Annotated in this window: 21 protein-coding genes, 1 rRNA gene and 1 pseudogene; 7 read left to right on the forward strand and 16 right to left on the reverse strand. The window is 33.3% G+C overall.

Annotation, left to right across the window (positions count from 1 at the left end; translation table 11 throughout):
• Positions 1-2 precede the first annotated feature (2 nt).
• From ABWU33_RS06975 to ABWU33_RS07005, 7 genes are all read right to left on the reverse strand, one after another.
• Positions 3-209 carry a hypothetical protein gene (locus ABWU33_RS06975; protein ID WP_353281071.1) on the reverse strand — a complete coding sequence of 69 codons (207 nt, stop codon included), beginning with the start codon at positions 207-209 and terminating at the stop codon, positions 3-5.
• Complete coding sequence (locus tag ABWU33_RS06980; protein WP_353280676.1) at positions 184-687, reverse strand: hypothetical protein; 504 nt, start codon at positions 685-687, stop codon at positions 184-186. The genes ABWU33_RS06975 and ABWU33_RS06980 overlap by 26 nt, the downstream gene beginning before the upstream one ends.
• A gap of 46 nt (positions 688-733) precedes the next feature.
• On the reverse strand, positions 734-1,303 hold the full coding sequence (locus ABWU33_RS06985; protein WP_246433123.1) for a sugar phosphate nucleotidyltransferase: 570 nt from the start codon (positions 1,301-1,303) through the stop codon (positions 734-736).
• A 118-nt stretch (positions 1,304-1,421) separates the two neighbouring features.
• Positions 1,422-2,666 (reverse strand): hypothetical protein, encoded by a 1,245-nt coding sequence (locus ABWU33_RS06990; protein WP_211907732.1) that lies wholly within the window; start codon positions 2,664-2,666, stop codon positions 1,422-1,424.
• 76 nt (positions 2,667-2,742) lie between these two features.
• Positions 2,743-3,108, reverse strand: a complete 366-nt coding sequence (gene sdhD / locus ABWU33_RS06995; protein ID WP_211907731.1) for a succinate dehydrogenase, hydrophobic membrane anchor protein — start codon at positions 3,106-3,108, stop codon at positions 2,743-2,745.
• Positions 3,105-3,482 (reverse strand): succinate dehydrogenase, cytochrome b556 subunit, encoded by a 378-nt coding sequence (gene sdhC / locus ABWU33_RS07000; protein ID WP_211907730.1) that lies wholly within the window; start codon positions 3,480-3,482, stop codon positions 3,105-3,107. The genes sdhD and sdhC overlap by 4 nt, the downstream gene beginning before the upstream one ends.
• 102 nt (positions 3,483-3,584) lie before the next feature.
• Positions 3,585-5,088, reverse strand: a 16S ribosomal RNA gene (locus tag ABWU33_RS07005).
• Positions 5,089-5,241: 153 nt separating this feature from the next.
• On the opposite strand from ABWU33_RS07005, the gene ABWU33_RS07010 reads away from it, so the two are divergent.
• A complete protein-coding gene (locus ABWU33_RS07010) occupies positions 5,242-5,859 on the forward strand; it encodes a hypothetical protein (RefSeq protein WP_211907729.1) in 618 nt (205 codons plus the stop codon).
• A gap of 533 nt (positions 5,860-6,392) precedes the next feature.
• Here the strand turns inward: ABWU33_RS07010 and ABWU33_RS07015 are convergent.
• The 9 genes from ABWU33_RS07015 to ABWU33_RS07055 all read right to left on the reverse strand — a co-directional run bounded on the left by ABWU33_RS07015 (position 6,393) and on the right by ABWU33_RS07055 (position 12,075).
• Positions 6,393-6,557, reverse strand: coding sequence for a GDSL family lipase (locus tag ABWU33_RS07015; RefSeq protein ID WP_246433122.1), 165 nt, complete (start codon positions 6,555-6,557; stop codon positions 6,393-6,395).
• A gap of 932 nt (positions 6,558-7,489) precedes the next feature.
• Positions 7,490-9,385 carry an RNA polymerase sigma factor RpoD gene (rpoD, locus tag ABWU33_RS07020; protein ID WP_211908756.1) on the reverse strand — a complete coding sequence of 632 codons (1,896 nt, stop codon included), beginning with the start codon at positions 9,383-9,385 and terminating at the stop codon, positions 7,490-7,492.
• Positions 9,386-9,524: 139 nt separating this feature from the next.
• On the reverse strand, positions 9,525-9,827 hold the full coding sequence (locus ABWU33_RS07025; protein WP_211907728.1) for a cation:proton antiporter subunit C: 303 nt from the start codon (positions 9,825-9,827) through the stop codon (positions 9,525-9,527).
• Positions 9,824-10,243 carry a Na(+)/H(+) antiporter subunit B gene (locus ABWU33_RS07030; RefSeq protein ID WP_010404274.1) on the reverse strand — a complete coding sequence of 140 codons (420 nt, stop codon included), beginning with the start codon at positions 10,241-10,243 and terminating at the stop codon, positions 9,824-9,826. The genes ABWU33_RS07025 and ABWU33_RS07030 overlap by 4 nt, the downstream gene beginning before the upstream one ends.
• A complete protein-coding gene (locus tag ABWU33_RS07035; RefSeq protein ID WP_211907727.1) occupies positions 10,236-10,760 on the reverse strand; it encodes a DUF4040 domain-containing protein in 525 nt (174 codons plus the stop codon). Before ABWU33_RS07035 ends, ABWU33_RS07030 begins: the two co-directional genes overlap by 8 nt.
• Before the next feature lie 11 nt (positions 10,761-10,771).
• Positions 10,772-11,044, reverse strand: a complete 273-nt coding sequence (gene mnhG, locus ABWU33_RS07040; protein WP_012481981.1) for a monovalent cation/H(+) antiporter subunit G — start codon at positions 11,042-11,044, stop codon at positions 10,772-10,774.
• Positions 11,045-11,050: 6 nt separating this feature from the next.
• Positions 11,051-11,296 (reverse strand): monovalent cation/H+ antiporter complex subunit F, encoded by a 246-nt coding sequence (locus ABWU33_RS07045; protein WP_012481980.1) that lies wholly within the window; start codon positions 11,294-11,296, stop codon positions 11,051-11,053.
• 29 nt (positions 11,297-11,325) lie between these two features.
• The gene (gene rpoZ, locus ABWU33_RS07050; RefSeq protein WP_353280677.1) at positions 11,326-11,718 is read right to left on the reverse strand and encodes a DNA-directed RNA polymerase subunit omega; all 393 of its coding nucleotides are present in this window, start codon (positions 11,716-11,718) and stop codon (positions 11,326-11,328) included.
• A 60-nt stretch (positions 11,719-11,778) separates the two neighbouring features.
• On the reverse strand, positions 11,779-12,075 hold the full coding sequence (locus tag ABWU33_RS07055; protein WP_353280678.1) for a helix-turn-helix domain-containing protein: 297 nt from the start codon (positions 12,073-12,075) through the stop codon (positions 11,779-11,781).
• A 598-nt stretch (positions 12,076-12,673) separates the two neighbouring features.
• On the opposite strand from ABWU33_RS07055, the pseudogene ABWU33_RS07060 reads away from it, so the two are divergent.
• The 6 genes and pseudogenes from ABWU33_RS07060 to ABWU33_RS07085 all read left to right on the forward strand — a co-directional run bounded on the left by ABWU33_RS07060 (position 12,674) and on the right by ABWU33_RS07085 (position 20,319).
• Positions 12,674-13,622: pseudogene (locus tag ABWU33_RS07060) on the forward strand (IS110 family transposase).
• A 596-nt stretch (positions 13,623-14,218) separates the two neighbouring features.
• Positions 14,219-14,719 carry a 5-(carboxyamino)imidazole ribonucleotide mutase gene (purE, locus tag ABWU33_RS07065; RefSeq protein WP_214249852.1) on the forward strand — a complete coding sequence of 167 codons (501 nt, stop codon included), beginning with the start codon at positions 14,219-14,221 and terminating at the stop codon, positions 14,717-14,719.
• A complete protein-coding gene (gene mutL / locus ABWU33_RS07070) occupies positions 14,719-16,548 on the forward strand; it encodes a DNA mismatch repair endonuclease MutL (protein WP_211907724.1) in 1,830 nt (609 codons plus the stop codon). Before purE ends, mutL begins: the two co-directional genes overlap by 1 nt.
• A gap of 403 nt (positions 16,549-16,951) precedes the next feature.
• Positions 16,952-17,977 carry an FtsH protease activity modulator HflK gene (gene hflK, locus ABWU33_RS07075; protein ID WP_211907723.1) on the forward strand — a complete coding sequence of 342 codons (1,026 nt, stop codon included), beginning with the start codon at positions 16,952-16,954 and terminating at the stop codon, positions 17,975-17,977.
• A gap of 2 nt (positions 17,978-17,979) precedes the next feature.
• Positions 17,980-18,852, forward strand: a complete 873-nt coding sequence (gene hflC / locus ABWU33_RS07080; protein WP_211907722.1) for a protease modulator HflC — start codon at positions 17,980-17,982, stop codon at positions 18,850-18,852.
• Between the two features lie 3 nt (positions 18,853-18,855).
• Positions 18,856-20,319 carry a DegQ family serine endoprotease gene (locus tag ABWU33_RS07085; protein ID WP_211907721.1) on the forward strand — a complete coding sequence of 488 codons (1,464 nt, stop codon included), beginning with the start codon at positions 18,856-18,858 and terminating at the stop codon, positions 20,317-20,319.
• Positions 20,320-20,444 lie beyond the last annotated feature (125 nt).

A 20,444-nucleotide genomic window follows, 5' to 3' on the forward strand; every position in this document is an offset into this window, starting at 1 on the left:
TATTAAGACCTTCCATATATATCGTCCAATCTTACTATATCATTATCAGATAAAAACTTTCCTACCTGAAACTCAACTATCTCAAGAGGAAATCTTGTACTTTTATTCTCAATTTTATGAAACACCTTCCTTGGAATCTCTATTACATGATTTTTCGTTATAGCATATGTTTTGTCATCTAAACTAACATATCCAACTCCTGATAGTATTTATATGGTACTCATCTCTATAGTGGTGAAATTGCTTAGAAGTGCAGCTTAGTGGATTTATAAAAAGATATTTTATAAGAAAATCCTTGCCCATTAAAACTACACTATAAAATCCCCATGGCTTAATCTCTTTCCTTATTGGCTTTACTTCCTTAACTTTATTAATGAACAACATTAGGCTCTTACTTGGCTGTTTATAAACTCTACCTAGTAAATTTTTTGCATCATTTTCTGTCATCAAAACTGGCTCTCTTCCGTTGGTTACAGCTTGAAACGACTCAAAATTCTTATTAAATCTCTTACTTAACTCTAAAACTGAACCCCAAGTGCCAACATCCATCCAATCGAAATTGGCTTCTATCATTACAATATTTTCTGCTTTTTCTATCACTAGGTGATCAATAGATGTATCACCCATTCCTGCACAATTTTGCTGTTCTAAATACAGAAATCTCTCTCGTGGTACAAAATGCTTCATACTTTTACAACATAAATTATAGAGAGTCGGAGCAATTTTTTTTATCTCATATATAGCGTTTTGCTCTAAACACAAATATTCCAGAGTTCCAATAATGATCGTTACTTACCTTACGCTCGGGTTTTTCTGTAAAATCTTTTACTATATGACATTTTTCTTTCTGACCATATACTGCATTTATATAGCCGTATTCAGAATTGAATTCATGAGGCTTTACCCCAAAAGTGACTATAGAGTCAGTTTCAGAGGCTAGCTTAGACGCTTTCTCAATAGAAACATAAAAACTATTCAAATCACCTATAAAATGGTCTGAAGGAAGAACTAAGATTGTCTCGTTCCTATCGCAGAGAAGCACAGCAATTAGTATTGCTGCCGCTGTCCCAATTTTAACTGGTTCAAAAACTACTTTACATTCCTGTAATGCATGTAATTCCTGCATCAATAATGACTCATATTGTATATTTGTGGTAATGATGGGTGGCATATAATCGCTTTTTAGCCTCAACAAAGTGTTGTGAAACATAGTATTCTGACTAAATATTTTCTGAAATTGCTTTGGCTTAGATAGAAGCCAAAGTCTGCTGCCACTACCACCACACAGTATTACAGGGCGCATTTAATTAAGATATTAATTATTTGATTAATATCTTATACTAACGGCAAAATGCATGCAAGTTTTTATTGTGAGATGATTAAAGTAAAAAGTAATTTAAAGTGATGGTTGACTACGAGCATTATGGAATCCCTACATTTCGTGATGAGTCTTGTCTTCTTTCTATCTCTCTATCAATATGAGGAATGCTGCTTTTTTGATTAACGGCTGCAGCTATTTTTTTATCAGTTTTGTTTTGCGGCTTCTCCTTTAAGCTTTCTCCAACACCTGGTTCTCTGGATTTATCTATACTTTCACTACTTTTATTCAGCGCCTTTTCCAAGTCTCTTTCAATACCTGGACTTCTAGCATCAAGCTCATCCCATGTACCCACTATACTGAGTGGCTTATGATCCTTCTGCTCCGGCTTTAGCCCTTCTTCACCTTTAATAATATTAAAGTCACTTTTTGCCTCTTTCCAACATTCTTTCAATTGGTGTTTCAACATAGTAAGATAAGCATCACCATACTTTTTCTCATTTTCTACAAATAATAAAATTGGAACCTTAAGTATTGTAGCTCCCATATTTACTAAATTTTTTACTACCACTGCAGGAGTGAAAAAAAGATAACCAAAAGATTTTGCAACTCGATTTTTTCTAGCTATCAAATTCTCTCCTAATTTCATAGGAATAAAAGTCAGCATTCTAGCACAAATCTTAGCTAAACCCGCAACAAAAACAATAGGAACAGATATCAGACTTTTATCTAGCTCTAGACTACCATTTTGATCTCTAATTTCTGAAAAATTAGTGCTTAATTTTTTATAATTACTAGTGTATAGTAATTCTCCATTTCTTCCCTTTTCATCAACAAATCCCTGAACTTTACCCTCTCCATTTTTTACCTTTTTCATTAGCACAGAAGAGTGAGTTAATTTAAACGGATATTTAGGATCATTAGTTTTTTTAGCTTCAAAAATTGGAATATGTTTTTCAAGATCGATTTTTGAAAACTCAAATGGTTTATAGTAGCCATCATAATGCTTAACATCCTTGTTTTTTTCCCGATTAACTAAAAAGTCAATAGTAAAATAAGACCTATCGTCCGTTTCCTTGACAAAAGTTAATTCAAAACTTGACCGCTTTCGATCTCTCTCGCCATATGAAAGTTTATATATAGTCTCACCATCACTATTCTTACTTTCTATAACTTTCCCAGATTCTACAATCTGATCGTAATTCTTTGGATATTTGCATTTTCTTCCATCTGTATAGGTCATTACCTTTCTAAGATCCTTGACATAAACTTGAGATTCAGATGAAGCAAATAAACCTTTTGCTTTAAGTGTAAAATCTGTTACTGCTTTTTTTAACACTCCGAACATGTTGTCAAACCAAAATCGCTATAGTTCAATAATAAAATTAGTAAACTAATAATATATTAACACAAAACTAACAATTTTACAAGAAAATATGCCTATAAAAGAAAAAAGTCGTAAAAGCAAGGACTATATAAGTAATGCTTGATAAGTATTTTATGCATGTAATTGTAAAAATCCTTAGAGGTACGCTGTCTATATAATCTTCACACACTACCTGCATTCCAAGAACTGCATGCCAAAAAATGCAAAACACCAGTATAACAAAAAACAAAAGCTCTAGTGGATGATTAATAGCCTGAAATAATTTTTCATTAAAAGATAAAGGGCCATCAACATAAAATGTGCAAGAAAATGAGTAAATAAACCAAGGAAATAAAAATAACAAAATCACCGCAGAAACACGCTGGATCCACCAATGATGTACTGAATTTACAGATTGACTCATATAAATATAAATAAAAAAGCCATAGTAGAAAGAAATAGCATTATTGTTAGTAACATAGCACTTTTTAAAACACTAGCAATTTCTAAATTAAGCCCAGCATCCCACAATAAATGACGAATACCATTAAGAAAATGATACATAAAGCTTACAAAGCACAAGATATAAGCTAATTTAGCAACAGGAGTGAACAATAATGCATTTAAGCACCTTACTATAATTAACTTAGGGGAGTAAACATATAATATAAAATACCAAGAAAGTATGATTAATAAAAGAAATAGCAAGATACCAGTCAATCTATGCATAATAGAAAAAAAACTAGTAACTTGTACTTTATATATTTGTAAATGTGGGGAAAGAGGCCTATTACTCATAAAATTTCGTTATCGAGAAATTAAAAAATAAAGTAGAAGTAAAGACAGCAGTATAGTACATAATGACACTATTATTTGAAATGGTGAATTACGTACAAAGCCTAAGGAGGTAATCCAGCTGCAGATTCCCCTACTGCTACCTTGTTACGACTTCACCCCAGTCACTGATCCCACTTTAAATAACTCCTTCCTTGCGGTTAGGCCATTAGCTTCGAGTGAAACCAATTCCCATGGCGTGACGGGCAGTGTGTACAAGACCCGAGAACGTATTCACCGTGGCATGCTGATCCACGATTACTAGCGATTCCAACTTCATGTACTCGAGTTGCAGAGTACAATCCGAACTGAGATGTCTTTTAGGGATTAGCTTAGGCTTGCGCACCTTGCAACCCATTGTAGACACCATTGTAGCACGTGTGTAGCCCACTCCATAAAGGCCATGATGACTTGACATCATCCCCACCTTCCTCCAGCTTATCACTGGCAGTTTCCTTAAAGTACTCAGCATTACCTGATGGCAACTAAGGATGAGGGTTGCGCTCGTTGCGGGACTTAACCCAACATCTCACGACACGAGCTGACGACAGCCATGCAACACTTGTGTAAAATCCGGCCGAACCGACCCTATCCCTTCGAATAGGTATGATTTCCATGTCAAGAAGTGGTAAGGTTTTTCGCGTTGCATCGAATTAAACCACATGCTCCACCGCTTGTGCGGGTCCCCGTCAATTCCTTTGAGTTTTAATCTTGCGACCGTAGTCCCCAGGCGGAATGTTTAACGCGTTAGCTGTAATACAGAAAGTAAACTTCCCATATTTAACATTCATCGTTTACAGCGTGGACTACCAGGGTATCTAATCCTGTTTGCTCCCCACGCCTTCGCGCTTCAGCGTCAGATTTGAACCAGATAGACGCCTTCGCCACTGGTGTTCCTCCTAATATTTACGAATTTTACCTCTACATCAGGAATTCCTCTATCCTCTTTCAATCTCTAGGTTAATAGTTTTAAAAGCAATTCCAAGGTTAAGCCTCGGGATTTCACTTTTAACTTATTAACCAGCCTACGCGCCCTTTACGCCCAATAATTCCGAATAACGCTAGCCCTCTCCGTATTACCGCGGCTGCTGGCACGGAGTTAGCCAGGACTTCTTCTGTGAGTACCGTCATTATCTTCCTCACTAAAAGAGCTTTACAACCCAAAGGCCTTCTTCACTCATGCGGCATGGCTGGATCAGGCTTTCGCCCATTGTCCAATATTCCCCACTGCTGCCTCCCGTAGGAGTCTGGACCGTATCTCAGTTCCAGTGTGGCTGATCATCCTCTCAGATCAGCTATAGATCATTGCCTTGGTAGGCTATTACTCCACCAACTAGCTAATCTAATATAGGCTCATCTAATAGCAATAAATTTTTCCCCCGTAGGGCGTATACGGTATTAGTTGCCGTTTCCAACAATTATTCCGTACTACTAGGTAGATTCCTATACATTACTCACCCGTCTGCCACTAAGTTATACCATAGCAAGCTACAATATAACTCCGTTCGACTTGCATGTGTTAGGCCTGCCGCCAGCGTTCATTCTGAGCCAGGATCAAACTCTCAAATTTAGACTTCAACCTATAAAAGGTTGAGGGTACATCGGATAAATCCGACAAAAAATAATTTAGCTTAATACTGCTGTCTTTATTTCTACTTTAGAAATATTTTAATCTCCAACTATTCAAACAACTCTAAGAATATTATTATGTGATATAATCACTATGTCAATATGTTTTTGCAAATCAAAAGCATTAATGTATAAATATATAACTATTTGGAATATTACCATGAAAAAATACATCTTTCTGCTTGCACTCGCGCCAATGTTAGTTGGCATCACATTATACTTATTGCGTAACATTGATAACACAAAACAATCTATAACTGCAGGTGACAAGTTTTACGAAGTATTATTCTTAAAAAAAGATAATAAGTCACTGCTAGAAGAAATAGATTCAAATTGGGAATATTTAGCAAATTTTGAACGCGCATTCAATCATATCTCAGATTCAATGCCAACAGACACGGCATCTATTATTTATAATGATTTGGCAGACGATAAAGATGCTCCTGATGTTTTGCGTGAGTTAGCACAATACTTAGAAGTAATGAGCTTACTTCACTCCAGCGATGAAAAAACAAATAGAGATAAAATTAGTAATTTAGAATCAAATGCAGTGTACCCTTATTCAAGCCAAGAAGCTATCGCTATAGTAAAGATACACAGTAACGACATTAAAGGTGCAATTGAAATATTGCATTCATTATTAAATGATAGAGAATGTCCGACTCTAATCAAGGCCAATGCACAAGAATTACTTCGGATATACGAAAACTAAAAAACTTGCTTGCATAACAATTTGGCAGCGCATCTGATGAAATAAAGAACTTTACTTGACAAACCTACCTATTTTATTATGGCACTAAAAGTATTTATGACTCAAAATTTGTTTTTGACTGTAGGATCAATCACAAAATCCAGTAAAAACTTAGGTGTTTATTGGTAAATTACGTAAAATTATAGCGGTTTTTTAAATTTTTTCTATACTCAGCCAAGTCGCGCTTGTTAGAACATTATTACAGCACCACTTACAGTAATATAGAGTCAAAATTTCACTACTCAGAGGTTCCTTTTACCTTTTTATTTAGTAAGACTTCTCTATATTTATAGTTAATATATCAAAGAATAAACTTCACTAGCAGAATGTCATTCTAGCACTAAAATGACAAAAAGAGGATAAAATCGCAATAGCTATTGTATCAAGCACCGTTGTATTTTCTCTATATTTTAGATTACTTTGTTTACCCCCCTCCCTTTACCATTCAGCTACGCAGATAGTTACTACAAACCGTAAAGATGTTTAAAAGAAATCTAATTTTTTATCAACTCATACATTTCATTACCAACTTCACAATAAGGTTCTGCAGTTGGATAAAAATAATCAAAAAAGAAATAATCCTTTAGTATTTCTGTGCTGCATCCAGAATTATAGTAAGTATCAAGCCTTCCTTTAAATATCAACAAGAGTATCTTCATACTTTTTCCAAATCACCCTACCCCAAACTGGTCTACGATGTTTGATAGGTATGCATCTCGATCATTTAACCCTTTGCTCTTATATTTAACAAGCATACTTTTCATTTTAGAGTTAAGATCGAATGCTTTTATTTCAAGATCTGCACCTTTCTTCATATAATCTAAATCATTAGCTAATTTTGTATTGAAACTCTGTGTAAGCTTTGCAGCCAGCTCTCTTGCTTTTCGTCTTTATTAAAGCTAGTATCAAACCAACCTCAGTCACATTTGCAACAATCACATGCTTTACACCATATTAATTTAGAACCAAATGCATTACATATTTCACTAACCGCTTTATTTCAATACTTTTTCTGCTTTAACATTGTTATAAGCAGTGGCACCCATAATATTATTTCCTCGATTATAATGAAAAATAAAATCTCCTTTACCTACGTCTGGATGATGTTTAATTACTGCGTTTAGCTGATTAACTAAACGAAATTTATTGAGGAAATAAGAAAAAATAGGGTTAAGAATTTCAGATGCTGTTGCATATAAAATCGCATAGTTATGATCTTGCTGTTCATAGTATCGATCAAAAAATGAGCATCTCCATGATGACTCAAATTCTTCTAAACCTAAATACTTTGCTACATATTCAACAACAGTAAGGCCATTGCTAAAAATCCTCCTTAATAAAAAGGGGCATTAAGTTTCACGTTTCTTACAAAGGATAAGTTATTAAAATTTCAATAATTACACCATTATCAGATAAACTATCACCCAGAACACAAAAATTTTTACACTTTGAATTAGAGTTATTATTTTTATTTGCCATAACATTCAATATCTAATCATACTGCTCTATAAAGCCTATAAAAAAAGAAAAATAGGGTAAAATTATAGAACTTTGGCTGAATTTTACCTATTTTTTGAGCAGCCCTTCTGCCTTAAAAGAAACCTCTAAGTTTTTTAGCACGGCTTGGATGTTTCAACTTACGTAGTGCTTTTGCCTCTATTTGCCTAATTCTTTCACGTGTAACATTAAAAATTTTTCCTACTTCTTCTAAGGTATGCTCCTTTCCATCTTTACCAAGGCCAAAGCGCATCCTTAAAATTCTTTCTTCTTTTGGTGTTAAAGTTGCAAGAACATTGGTCGTAATGCCACGCAAGTCGGCAAGTATTGCAGCATCCTCTGGTTTAGAAACTCGCTTATCTTCTATACAATCACCGAAGGTACTACTATCATCCTTTCCTGTTGGAGCTTCAAGACTTACCGGATCTCTTGCTATCTTCATAACTTTGCGTATTCTTTCTAGCGGCATCGCCAATTCTATACTCAATTCCTCTAATGTAGGCTCTCTACCCATTTCATGAGTCATCTTTCTTAATGCTTTGTTGATTTTACTGATAATTTCCACCATATGTACTGGTATTCTAACTACTTTAGACTGTTCAGGTATTGCCCTAGTGATTGATTGTTTTACCCACCAAGTACCATAAGTCGAAAATTTATACCCACGTTTGTAATCAAACTTATCCACAGCCTTCATAAGACCAATATTACCTTCTTGTATCAAATCAAGCAGATCAAGTCCTCTTTTTGAATACTTTTTAGCAATCGAAACCACCAGCCTTAAATTAGCCTTAATCATTTCTTGCTTTGCTTGAGAGACTTCTTGTTCATGTTTCTGTATTCTCTTGATTACCTTCTTAAACTCCTGAACTTTATCTCCTTGTACATAACTCTTAATATTGCTTAAGGCACTAGCTATATACTCATAGCTATCGTTTATAAACCTTAAGAATTTATTTTTTAATTCACCTGTAAAAAGAGATTGATTTTCATTAATCTTGAGAAAACTTATTTCACTCAACTCGTGCTCTAAAAGCACATCATCATAAACATTATACAAACTTTCTCTATCAATACCGTACTTTCTAGCTTCAGTAATAAGATTAGCTTCTTCAAACGTGATTAGTCTACTTATTTCGTAAAGTTTTTGTGTAATTCTGGTAATAGCAGCATCACTAAACTGAATTTGTAATGCTACAGACCATATTTGATTATATAAATTTTCTAGCTCATTAGAGAAATCTTTAGAATTTTTTTTCAATACCAATGCTTCATTTGTTAAAGCAATGATCTCATCCAATGCCGTGATAACCTTTGGCAATAAATCACTTTCCATTTCAAGAACAGAAATATTTAAGTTAGCTGAACTTATGTCTTCACTCTCATTTCCCTTTTCATCATTACCTTTTTCCTCATCATTAACACAATCTCTAACATCTTCAACTTCACTTTCTTCTTTGTCTACCATATTAAAATCAGAGTTATAAATTGCATCCAGATTTATAATTTCTCTCAGTAAAAAAGTTCCACCACTTAAATCATCACGCCATGTTTTGATTATTTTGAATGCCACTGATGTTTCAATTATTGCACGTAACATGTTATGCTTTTCAGATTCAATTTTTTTTGCTATCTTAATTTCATCTGCTCGTGACAAAAGCTTTACAGAGCTCATATCCTGTAAATAAATCCTTACTGGATCATCATTTTGCACTAAAGTTGTAGTAGTATTCAACGATGTCTCATCATCAAGCTTATTACCATCATCATTAGAAGGAGCTTCTTCCTCATCTTCACTACTTTCGAGTATGTTAATTCCAGAGTCTTGCAATAAAGCTATAGTATCATCTATAAAATCAGTTGAAAAATTTTCATCTGATAACTTATCATTTATATCATCAAAAGTGATAAAACCGCCCTTTCTTATACTTTTGGTTACAAGATCTTTGATGATCTTTTTCCTATCTTCCGTACCATTAATAGTTGACATCATTACCTTTACAGTTTATAATTTTATTTCTTATTTATCAAATAAACTTACAATTAGCAAGCTTATAGTTTTATTCTTAATTTATAGTTACTTGCTACTTCATATAGTTTAAGATACTATCAATTTATTCACACTCTTTTTAATCAACTAATCTCTCTATTCTTACTACTATGGACAATCCAACTGAAAATGTTGCAATTCCAACCACTATAGCAGTAAGCATTAAGACGTGAGGTATAGGATTGGTATATAAGTGAAAATTTGAAGTCAATATAGGAGGTAAAGAACTTTTTACATACCCTAAAGATATGTAAAACAACAAAACAGATGCTTGTAAGACACTTAATCCCATCATTTTTTTGATTAAGTTTTTATCATTTACAATGATATAGAAACCTAGCACCATTAATATAGTAATGCCTACATAATTATATAGAGTCATTGTTTTTTCTTGCGAGCAAAATTTATATATATGATTAACATGGAAGAAGAAACGGTAAGCAATACACCCAGCTCCACTAAGAAAATACCCAATTTTTGACCTGTTCTACTATCAGCTGACAATATACTATAGGATAAAAAATTTTGGCCAAATAAAACTGTTATAATACCAGCTCCTCCATAGGTTAAAATACCTAGTACGTTAGTAAATTTGATAATAGAGTAAGGTATTGCTTTTAAAGTTGTAGGTATATCAAATAACATAGAATATAATATTATCCCAGAAGCAATAATTATTCCCGCCTGAAAACCTCCACCTGGAGTATAGTCACCATGAAACTGTATATATAAACCAAACAAAATGATAAAAGGTATCATCAAAAATGTTACTGCACTTAATACCGGATCTTTAATCACTTTCTTTCTCTTCTAATATTAACATTATACAAAGTGCAGCAGTAAAAACTACTATAGTTTCTCCAAATGTGTCATAGCCACGAAAGCTTGCTAAAACAGCTGTCACTATATTAGGAATACCAATAGCTTTTTCAGTACTTTCTACATAATAAGGAGCAACGTGCAAGTGAACTGGAGCATTATGACTGCCAAAATCTGGTAATTGAATCATAAAGTATGATAAACATGCAGTCAAAAATAACATAAAAAAAAGTGTTGTGGGGCTATGAGATAAATTTGCTTTGTAATTCTTTACCAAAGAGAGTGCTGCAAACGTAAAGACTGTGCTCAATCCTGCACCAACAGAAGCTTCAGTAATTGCAACATCTGGCGCATTCATAATCAAGTACATAAGTGCAATAAGTGCACTAAATACACACATTAGAACAGCACTTACAACCAAATGTTTCGAAAGAACTATAAAAACTGTAACCGTGAGTAACAGCAAAAGTAATATTAGATTCAGTGTTTCTAGCATTTTAACCTTCTTTAATAGTCTTTACTTTTATAATAAGTACGCGCTAAAATATAACTGTTAGTTGAATTGGCTATCCATATTATAAAAATTAATAATATAACTTTAATAGTATTGATTGAAAATTCATTTTGCCAAGCAAAACCAATCAACAACAACATTGCGCCACTAGAATCTGCAATACCTGCAGCATGTAGTCTAGTATAGAAATCAGGAAATACTACTACTCCTACGCTTGAAATGACTATTAAACAAACACCTAAAAATATGAGAATGGATGCTACCATAAATTATCAAAACAACATTAATCTCATTAGCGCTATAGTTGATATAAAGCTAATGCTAGCATATAGTAATGCTATATCAATTAAAAAAAAATCATTCAGAACAATCGATATTGCTGTTATGAGTAAAACTAATTGTGTTGATAAATTATTGAATGCTAAAATCTTATTGTAAACATCACTTGACCTAAATACTATACAACATAACATTACACTCATACAGAACAAAAGCACATAGATAGCAATACTAATCATTTATAAACTATTATAACCTCTGCAGATTTCTAAATCGGTACTTCTTCACCACTATCTTGATCATCTATTTCATCATCGTGGCTTTCTTGACTTACATCCAGACTTGTGTTAAGTTGATGATCAGAAAAATTTAACAAATTTGCTAGCTTACTTGGAGTATTAATATAAGTATTATCTGTGTTTCCTTTCATGTGCTCCTTGCACCTTTTGACCAAAAGGTTAAACAACTCATGAGTATTCACCTTCTTTTCCGCTATTTCATATAAAGAAACTATCGTATCCTTATGATCTTTAAACTTAACCATTTCAACGGGATCGCTTGCCCCTGTACTCAAATCATGCGTTCTTTGACTTGCTAGCAGAACCAATTTAAAACGGTTGTGTACCTGTTCTACACACTTTTCTACAATAGACTCAACCATAAAATACTACCTTGATAAGCTTTATACTATATCACAAAAAATAAGATGTCAACTTCAGATCTATTGAGATCCAATTCTACATTCTACTTTTTCTTCTTTAGCTTTTACTGATTGATTTTCTGTTATTGTAATTGTTATTTCATGATCAAGCTTTTTCAAAAAACCTAACAGTCTCTCTAAAGAAAAACCACTTATCTTACCACTTTTAATTTGTGACACCTTTGGTTGATCAATACCAAGTTTCTCAGCCGCACCAGCTTGAGTCCAAGTATTTTTTCCTATAATTTTACTTATTATGCCAAGCAATTTTTTTTTTATTGCTTCACTATCCAGATTGTTTAATGATATTGTTTCCATAATTTTTACTCTCACATACCAACTAGCTTTATTAAATATTATATCATAATATTTAATATACCAATATATTAATAGTATATAACTTGTCAATAATTATCTGATACTCAAAGTTTTAAATTGACTATAATTTTTATCAAAATACTAGTAATTTCAAACTATTATTTTGTAAAAAACTTACTATTAAAGAGAATAAGTTGAAATTGCAAAGTTTAAAATACAGAAATAATCATTTTACAAACTCGTTTTAGAGACTGTACATGATCTCAAGAAAGGAATAAAGCCGGAGATAGAGTATGTAAATTATGAAAACAGAGCAAGATGAGTAGGAGAAAAACTGAGTAGAGTTCTGTAGAAAGAAACAAAATCAAGAATATTGTAAGTTGAAAATGTGATATAAAAGAGGATAAGAGGGAAAGATAGCCCTACTCACTATAGGAATAGGACTATCATGGGCGTGTGCGACCGGAAGAATATTGGTACTACAACCGTTTAAATCAAGGTACACTAGCCCATCTCTCGATACGTTTGAATAGTTGCTTGGGACATATATATGCACCCGTTTACAATCTTAAATTAACTAAAACTATCGAGGTTTGTTATGGTTACATCTTATCAAAATTTTATTGGCATTGATATCGGAAAATTTAAAAATGTCGTTGCAATTCACAAACAGAAGAACGCTGTCAAATTTGACAATGATTCTGATGTTTGGCAACAATTATTTCAAAAGTTTTCAGATATTCTACCTAATTCTTTAGTAACTTTGGAAAACACAGGAAAATATGAGCTTGGTTTGTCACATTTTCTTATTGACAAGAATATTGCAGTACATCGAGCTAATACTCGTAAAGTAAAAAGCTTTATCTTGTCTCACGGAACTGTAGCAAAGTCTGATAAATCAGATGCGAGGGCTCTTGCTCAATATGGATTTGAACGCCATAGAACTCTCTCTCTATTTGTACCTACAATCAAAAGAACAATCAACCCTGGTTGCACTTTGTCAACGTCGTGATGACATTACGCAAATGAGAGCTCAGGAAAAGTGTAGACTGGAAGCTCCTGAAAATGACCATATAAAGGAAAGTTGCCAGAAGACCATTGAATTTTTCAATAATCAAATAAACGAACTCAATGACACTATACAAAAAATTATTGATGAAAGCCATGAGCTACAACAACGTCAAAAAATCCTTAAAACAGTTCCTGGAATAGGCAAAAAGTTATCACAAGATTTTTTGTGTTTAATGCCAGAGCTTGGCTACTTAAGTAGAAAAGAAGTAGCAAGTCTTGCCGGAGTAGCACCTCATCCTAGGGAAAGTGGTAAAACTGTTGGTTACCGAAGGATTATAGGAGGTAGAAGTAATGTTCGTTCAAAGCTCTTTACATCTGCCATGTCTGCTGCAAGGTCCAAATCTGCACTTGGCACCTTTTATTCTAAGCTTGTTGAAAGTGGTAAGAAGAAGATGGTAGCTATAACAGCTCTAATGCGTAAAATTATAGTAATTGCTAATGCAAGGCTTAAAGAGGCAATTAATTTGAATGTTTAAAATTTACATAGCAGTAATTGAAATGAATATTGTGCGTCCACACAAACTTAAAGTGCTTGTTCACATAGATTAAATGGAAATTGTTGCAGTAGCTGTTTGATATAGAATTCTGTTTCTATGACAAACGGGTTTTTATTATCTATATGGTTGGGTAAAGTTGCAAAATTATACAAATGAAAAATTAAAAAAAACATAGTTGATTTAGGATGTATTTTACATAGTGTTACAGGTCCTAAAAAGTGGCTTCAGTGAATCAACAATGTTTTCAAAATGGCAAGATTATTTTAATAAATGAAGTAAAAAACATAGCGGAAGTAAAGAAAGTGTTTTGAAACATATATAAAAAAGTAGTTGCAAAGAAACAAATAAAAGGATTTAACTGTAGAGATCTTTGCCCTATTGTCAAAAGGTAAGTCTCTAATACTCTTATAGATATGAATAGACCCTTAATATCCGAAATTTATACCTCTATATTTTAATATAGGGATTCATTTCAATTTTTAAAGTTTCTATTTAATGAGAATGCTATATCATATTCGTAATTTAATTTAAATATCTGTTGCTTCTGAAATACTATTTGGTTAGTAAATAAAATCATGTCTAATACAGAAAAAATGAAAAAGGATGTTGCTGTAATTATGGGAAGCGAGTCGGATTATGGCACTATGGTGCATGCTATTAACCTATTAAAAGAATTGGAAATTTCACATGATGTATTTATAATATCCGCACACAGAACACCAGAGAGACTCTTTAATTTTACTAAGTCTGCTCAAGAAAAAGGCTTTAAGGTTATTATAGCTGGTGCAGGAGGAGCGGCTCATTTACCTGGTATGACTGCATCGCTTACTTATTTACCTGTTATCGGTATTCCTGTGCATAGCAAACAATTAAATGGGCTAGATAGTCTATTATCTATAGTGCAGATGCCAAAAGGTGTTCCAGTTGCAACAATGTCTATAGGAGAGAGTGGAGCATGCAATGCCGCTATTACTGCTGCATCTATATTGTCGATTTCTAATAGTGAAATTGCAGATAGATTAAAAAAATGGAGAGAGGAGCAAACTCAAGCAGTAAAAGAAAAACCAACATTATAATGGCAATAGTTCTTTTAGATACAAAAACCATAAATCGTATAGCAGCAGGAGAAGTAATAGAAAGGCCTGCAAGTGTGGTAAAGGAATTAGTGGAAAATGCAATAGATGCCAGAAGCTCAGAGATAGAAATTAAGATAGAAAGTGGTGGGCGTAACCTCATTACTGTAATCGATGATGGTAGCGGAGTAAAAAAGGATGATTTAGAACTTGCGTTTATGCGCCATGCTACTTCAAAATTGAGTGACAGTGAATTGATAGAGATCAAGCATCTTGGCTTTAGAGGAGAAGCTTTGCCTTCAATTGCAGCAGTAAGCAGAATAAAATTATCATCTAAGGCAAGCAAAGCAGATCAAGCATGGTCTATAAGGTATGAGGGGGGAGAAAAAATAGGAGAGCTTGTTCCTTATCCTTTATCGATAGGAACATATATTGAAGTACGAGATTTATTTTTTGCCACACCAAATAGACTAAAATTTCTCAAAACCGAAAGGGCAGAAACACAAAGCATTGTTGATATTGTAAACAACTTAGCAATGATCAATTATGGAATTGAGTTTACTCTTATCTCCGATAATAAGAAGCTTCTTAAGTATGCTAAGCAGACCTCATTATTTAGCAGGCTATGCGAAGTAGAAGAAGAATTTCATGAAAACTCTTTGCAAATTAGTGAAGAAGAAGATGGCATTAGGCTTACAGGATACATCTGTAAACCTACTGTCAATCGTAGCAATTCAACTCAGATCTATACATTTGTTAATGGTAGACCAATTAAAGATAATCTACTTATTGGTGCAATTCGTTATGCGTATCACGACCTTATTCCAAACAATAGATATCCTTTTGCAGCGCTGCACTTAGAGATACCGTATGATCAAGTTGATGTAAATGTTCATCCAAATAAATCAGAGGTAAGGTTTCAGAACAAGAGGCTAATATATGAAATAGTGAGAAGGGGGCTAATAAAAGTGCTATCAAAGAGAATAGATCTTGTAGAAACTGTATTGGCCCAGACTGGAACAACAACGAATCATCTATCATCAGATCCTTTTAGTAGGTCTAGTCTTAAAAATGAATTTTATGGAAGAAGGTCGGATCCTTTTGAAAACCAGTTAATGAGAGAATTTACTTCTCCAAATATAGAGACAAAAAGCTTATCAGAACATTCAAAATCGTTTGATTATACTGGTATGCAAAAATCTCCTACACGAGCAGAAACTACAATTTTGGAAAGGAAACAAACCGATCTAATAAGGGACTATCCACTTGGGTTTGCACACTGTCAAATCTACAATACTTATATTATTGCTGAGGTAAGAGACAAACTAATTATAGTAGATCAGCATGCAGCCCATGAAAGACTAGTATACGAGTGCTTAAAGGAGAAATCAAGTATAAAAAGACAAAAACTTCTTTTGCCTGAAATGGTTGAAATCAAAAATCAAGCTGGAATGGAGATGATTAAAACTTATAAAGATAAACTTTTTGAGATGGGTTTTGAGATTGAAATTAAATCAGAAAATAAGATCATAGTAAAAGAAGTTCCTGCAATCTTAGGAGCAGTAGACACAAAGAGAATGCTCATTGATATAGTGGATAGACTAACAGAAATAGAAGATACATTACCTATAGAGGATAAGGTGAATAAAATACTAGCCACAATTGCTTGTTATGGATCAATAAGAGCAGGCAGAAAGATGAAATTGGAGGAGATGAATGAATTATTGAGGCAAATGGAAAAGACACCTTATTCTGGACAATGTAATCACGGAAGGCCAACCTATATAGAAATGAAATTAAGCGACATTGAAAAGTTATTTGAGCGAAGGTGAGAAGTTATCACAAATATGTATAGATTATACAACTCTAGTTTCGTCATCTCAAAACTCAGATACACAATTGTTTGAACATTGTAATTTGCATAGTAGATAATGTCATTCCATCACTTGACAATGATTTATTATGCAGCTACTTGATTAAAATTAAGTTTCCTAAATCCCAGGCATTGTCTTTTATGTTAATAATTAATATACAACTAACGATACTTATCAAAAACGACAATAAAGAATTCAAAAAAAGCTAGAAATTCTGTAGAATTGACCATAACATATAGAAAAAAAGGAAGTGTATGATCACATCCTTCAATCTGATCATTAATTTGTAAACAAAATAGTTTTGCATTTTTTGATAAGATTAAGTAATATCAGCGTATTAGTTATACAATTAATAATTTTTATGGATGAGCGTAATCCTTGGAATCTTGGAAAGAAACCGTCAGGTCCAGGTAATGAAGATATTTTAAGTAAAGCTGTGTCTGATATAAGATGCTTTTTTAATGGCTTAACCAGAAATAGAGGGAAAAAACTTTATTTCATCATTTTCATTGTTTTGTTGTTTTATTTTTGTACTGGTTTCTATATTGTCCATCCGAGTGAGGAAGGTATAGAACTTACTTTTGGCAAATATTCCAATACAGAAACATCTGGTTTGCGTTATCACTTCCCCTACCCTATTGGCAAGGTTTTTAAAGTGAACGTTAAAGAAGTAAATCGTGAAGAAATTGGGATAAGCAGCTCTTATGGGCGAGATACAGATCGTGGTGAAGGAGTGATGCTTACCGGAGATGAGAACATAGTCAACGTTAACTTTGAGGTCCAATGGAGAGTCAGGGATGCTAAAGATTATTTATTCAAAGTACGGGATTATAAACCTGGTTTTAGCGTTAAAAATGCTGCTGAAAGTGCTATGAGAGAAATAATAGGTAAGAATACGATCTCTTTTGCACTCGAAGGTCAAGGCAGGGCTGAAATTTCCAGAGATACTAGAATTTTATTGCAACAGATTCTTGATGGATATCAAATGGGTATAGAGATTTTATCCGTTCAAATGAAAAAAATTGATCCACCAGAAAAGGTGATTAGCTCATTTAGGGATGTACAAAGTGCTCGCGCAGATAAGGAGCGTACCATAAACGAAGCATACGCTTACAGTAATGATATTATACCTCGTGCAAAAGGTGAAGCAATAAAGATAAAATTAGATGCAGAAGCATACGAGAATGAAATAATAAATGAAGCAAAAGGTAATGCAAATCGCTTTTTATCTCTTCATGAAGAATATAGACAAAATCCTTCTCTTGTTAAGAACCGTATCTATCTTGAAACTATGGAAAATATTTTTAGCAAGGTAGATAAGTTTGTTATAACAGACGATCTGAAAGGTATGTTCTCTTATTTACCCCTTACAAATCTAGGAAAATAGTCATGAGTAGTAATATTAAAATTGTTTTTGCTTTTGTATTTGTTGTGTTATTGATTGCATTATCTAATTCAATCTTCGTTGTTCAAGAAACAAAACAAGCAATAGTTATACAACTCGGTAAAGTCGTAAAAGATGTTAGGGACAGTGGTTTATATTTTAAATTGCCATTTATAAATAACGTAGAATTTCTTGATAAGAGAATTTTAGATTTAAGTCCTGATAAAACTCCAAGGGAAGTGATAACTGCAGATCAAAAGCGTATTATAGTAGATGCTTATGCAAAATATAAAATAATAGATCCTATTACTTTTTATCAAACTGTGAAAAATGAATCAGGGCTAGTTAGAAGATTATATCCTGTCATAGAAGCTCACATAAGGGAGAATATAGGAAGATTTTCATTAATTAGTTTGTTGAATGAAAAGAGATCAGAAGTGATGCAATTAATTCAACGTGGAGTTTATTCTGAAGCTGGAAAATTTGGCATAGAGATAATAGATGTAAGAATTAAGAGAGCAGATCTACCAGAAGAAAATAGTTCTGCAATATTCCGCCGCATGCAAACTGAAAGAGAAAAGGAAGCAAAAGAAATTAGAGCAGAAGGAGAACAAGCTGGACAAGAAATTAGATCAAAAGCTGATAAATTAAAAAGGGGAATTGTCTCTAGTGCAGTAAAAGAATCACATGAAATAAGAGGCCGTGGTTATGCTGAAGCAACTAGAATCTATAATGAGGCATTCAAGGTTGATGAAGAGTTTTTTAACTTTTATCGCTCTATGAAAGCTTACAGTAAATCATTTGCTGAGGGTAATACTAAATTTGTGCTTTCACCAAATAATAATTTCTTAGATATTTTGAACAAGGGATGGAAATAGTTTATGAAAAGTAAAGCATTTATTTTATCTATATTTGCATATTTTTTAATTTCATTTTCTTCATATGCTAATCTGTTTGCAAAAACAGTTGCAGATCCTGTATGTAGTTGTAATAAAGGGCTTGCTGATATAGTGGAAGAACTTATTCCCGCAGTTGTAAATATTTCAAGTGAGCAAATAGTTAAGCAAGAAAATAACAGTAGAACTAAAATTCCCTTTACGCCAAGAAATAATTTCTTTGATGACTTTAGAGAATTTTTCGAGCATTTTGATCAATTTTTCGATAGAGCTCCTAGCATTAATAGAGAAGTGACGTTACTTGGGTCTGGATTTATTATAGATAAAAGTGGAACCATAGTAACCAACTATCACGTTATTAAAAATGCCCAAGATATTACAGTTACTATGAACGATAATACTTATTTCAAAGCAGAAGTTTTAGGCTATGATGCAAAAACTGATCTTGCTGTGCTTAAGATTAATTCTGATAAAGATCTTCCTTGTGTTGAATTTGGTAATTCTGACAAAGCAAGAGTTGGTGATACAGTTATTGCAATAGGCAACCCTTTTGGTTTGGGTGGCTCTGTAAGTACAGGGATTGTGTCTGCAAGATCTAGAGACATTAGTATTGGTACTATGAATGAATTTATTCAAACTGATGCTGCAATTAATAGAGGTAACTCAGGGGGACCACTATTTCATCTAAATGGAAAAGTTATAGGTATTAATACTGCTATTTATTCCCCATCTGAGTCTGGCGGTAACGTGGGTATAGGCTTTGCTATACCATCTAATCTAGCTATTTCAATTATTGACACATTAAAAAGTGGTAAAAAAATAAAACATGGTTGGCTTGGCGTGCAAGTTCAGCCTATAACAAAAGAATTTGCTGAATCCTTGAGTTTAAAAGATATCAAAGGTGCATTAGTTGCAAGCGTAGTAAAGGGCAGTCCTGCAGAGAAAGGAGGAATCAAAGTAGGTGATATACTATTAGAGTTTGACGGCAAAAAAATTGATAGAATGACGCAATTACCTCATATGGTTTCACGAACTGAGCCCGGAAAGAAAGTACAGGTTAAGTTACTTAGAAAAGGTAAAGAAGTCAATATCAAGGTTGCAATCGAGGAATCTGCAAACGATGATTCAGGTAATAATCAAGAAGAAAATAAATCAACATCTAGTTATATAAGTGGTTTAACCGTTTCAAATTTGCCAAAAGAACTAAAAAACAATGCACCCACAAAGGGTGTAGTAGTTACTAGTGTAGATAGTAGTAGTAATTCTACACTACGTGTTATTAAGAAAGGTGATATAATTATTCAACTAGATGGAATCGATATTGAAAATACTAATGATTTTCAAAAACAAATTGATTCAGCAGTAAAGAAAGACGGCAAAGATTCAGTAATGTTGCTTATTTACCGCAATGGAAACCAGTTTTTTACTTCAATCAAATTGAAGAAGTAGCTATTTATCTAGCTGGTCATGAAAAAATTGCTTGACAAATTTAACTAGCTTCTTTACCCTAAGGGTGAGGGCTTTTATGTAGATTAATAAAATTTATCCCTATACTGAAAACGTTTCCAACGAGA

Source organism: Wolbachia endosymbiont (group B) of Cyclophora punctaria (genome assembly GCF_964028235.1).
Classification (GTDB): domain Bacteria; phylum Pseudomonadota; class Alphaproteobacteria; order Rickettsiales; family Anaplasmataceae; genus Wolbachia.

Bases quoted from the DNA above. Each gene is read 5' to 3' on its own strand.
- purE (WP_214249852.1), top strand. From the start codon at position 14,219: ATGTCTAATACAGAAAAAATGAAAAAGGATGTTGCTGTAATTATGGGA.
- sdhD (WP_211907731.1), bottom strand. From the start codon at position 3,108: ATGAGTCAATCTGTAAATTCAGTACATCATTGGTGGATCCAGCGTGTT.
- ABWU33_RS07085 (WP_211907721.1), top strand. From the start codon at position 18,856: ATGAAAAGTAAAGCATTTATTTTATCTATATTTGCATATTTTTTAATT.
- rpoD (WP_211908756.1), bottom strand. From the start codon at position 9,385: ATGTCAACTATTAATGGTACGGAAGATAGGAAAAAGATCATCAAAGAT.
- ABWU33_RS06980 (WP_353280676.1), bottom strand. From the start codon at position 687: ATGAAGCATTTTGTACCACGAGAGAGATTTCTGTATTTAGAACAGCAA.
- ABWU33_RS07025 (WP_211907728.1), bottom strand. From the start codon at position 9,827: ATGACTCTATATAATTATGTAGGCATTACTATATTAATGGTGCTAGGT.
- hflC (WP_211907722.1), top strand. From the start codon at position 17,980: ATGAGTAGTAATATTAAAATTGTTTTTGCTTTTGTATTTGTTGTGTTA.
- rpoZ (WP_353280677.1), bottom strand. From the start codon at position 11,718: ATGGTTGAGTCTATTGTAGAAAAGTGTGTAGAACAGGTACACAACCGT.
- ABWU33_RS06990 (WP_211907732.1), bottom strand. From the start codon at position 2,666: ATGTTCGGAGTGTTAAAAAAAGCAGTAACAGATTTTACACTTAAAGCA.
- ABWU33_RS07015 (WP_246433122.1), bottom strand. From the start codon at position 6,557: ATGAAGATACTCTTGTTGATATTTAAAGGAAGGCTTGATACTTACTAT.
- ABWU33_RS07045 (WP_012481980.1), bottom strand. From the start codon at position 11,296: ATGATTAGTATTGCTATCTATGTGCTTTTGTTCTGTATGAGTGTAATG.
- mnhG (WP_012481981.1), bottom strand. From the start codon at position 11,044: ATGGTAGCATCCATTCTCATATTTTTAGGTGTTTGTTTAATAGTCATT.
- mutL (WP_211907724.1), top strand. From the start codon at position 14,719: ATGGCAATAGTTCTTTTAGATACAAAAACCATAAATCGTATAGCAGCA.
- ABWU33_RS07035 (WP_211907727.1), bottom strand. From the start codon at position 10,760: ATGCTAGAAACACTGAATCTAATATTACTTTTGCTGTTACTCACGGTT.
- ABWU33_RS06985 (WP_246433123.1), bottom strand. From the start codon at position 1,303: ATGCGCCCTGTAATACTGTGTGGTGGTAGTGGCAGCAGACTTTGGCTT.
- sdhC (WP_211907730.1), bottom strand. From the start codon at position 3,482: ATGAGTAATAGGCCTCTTTCCCCACATTTACAAATATATAAAGTACAA.
- hflK (WP_211907723.1), top strand. From the start codon at position 16,952: ATGGATGAGCGTAATCCTTGGAATCTTGGAAAGAAACCGTCAGGTCCA.
- ABWU33_RS07055 (WP_353280678.1), bottom strand. From the start codon at position 12,075: ATGGAAACAATATCATTAAACAATCTGGATAGTGAAGCAATAAAAAAA.
- ABWU33_RS07010 (WP_211907729.1), top strand. From the start codon at position 5,242: ATGTCAATATGTTTTTGCAAATCAAAAGCATTAATGTATAAATATATA.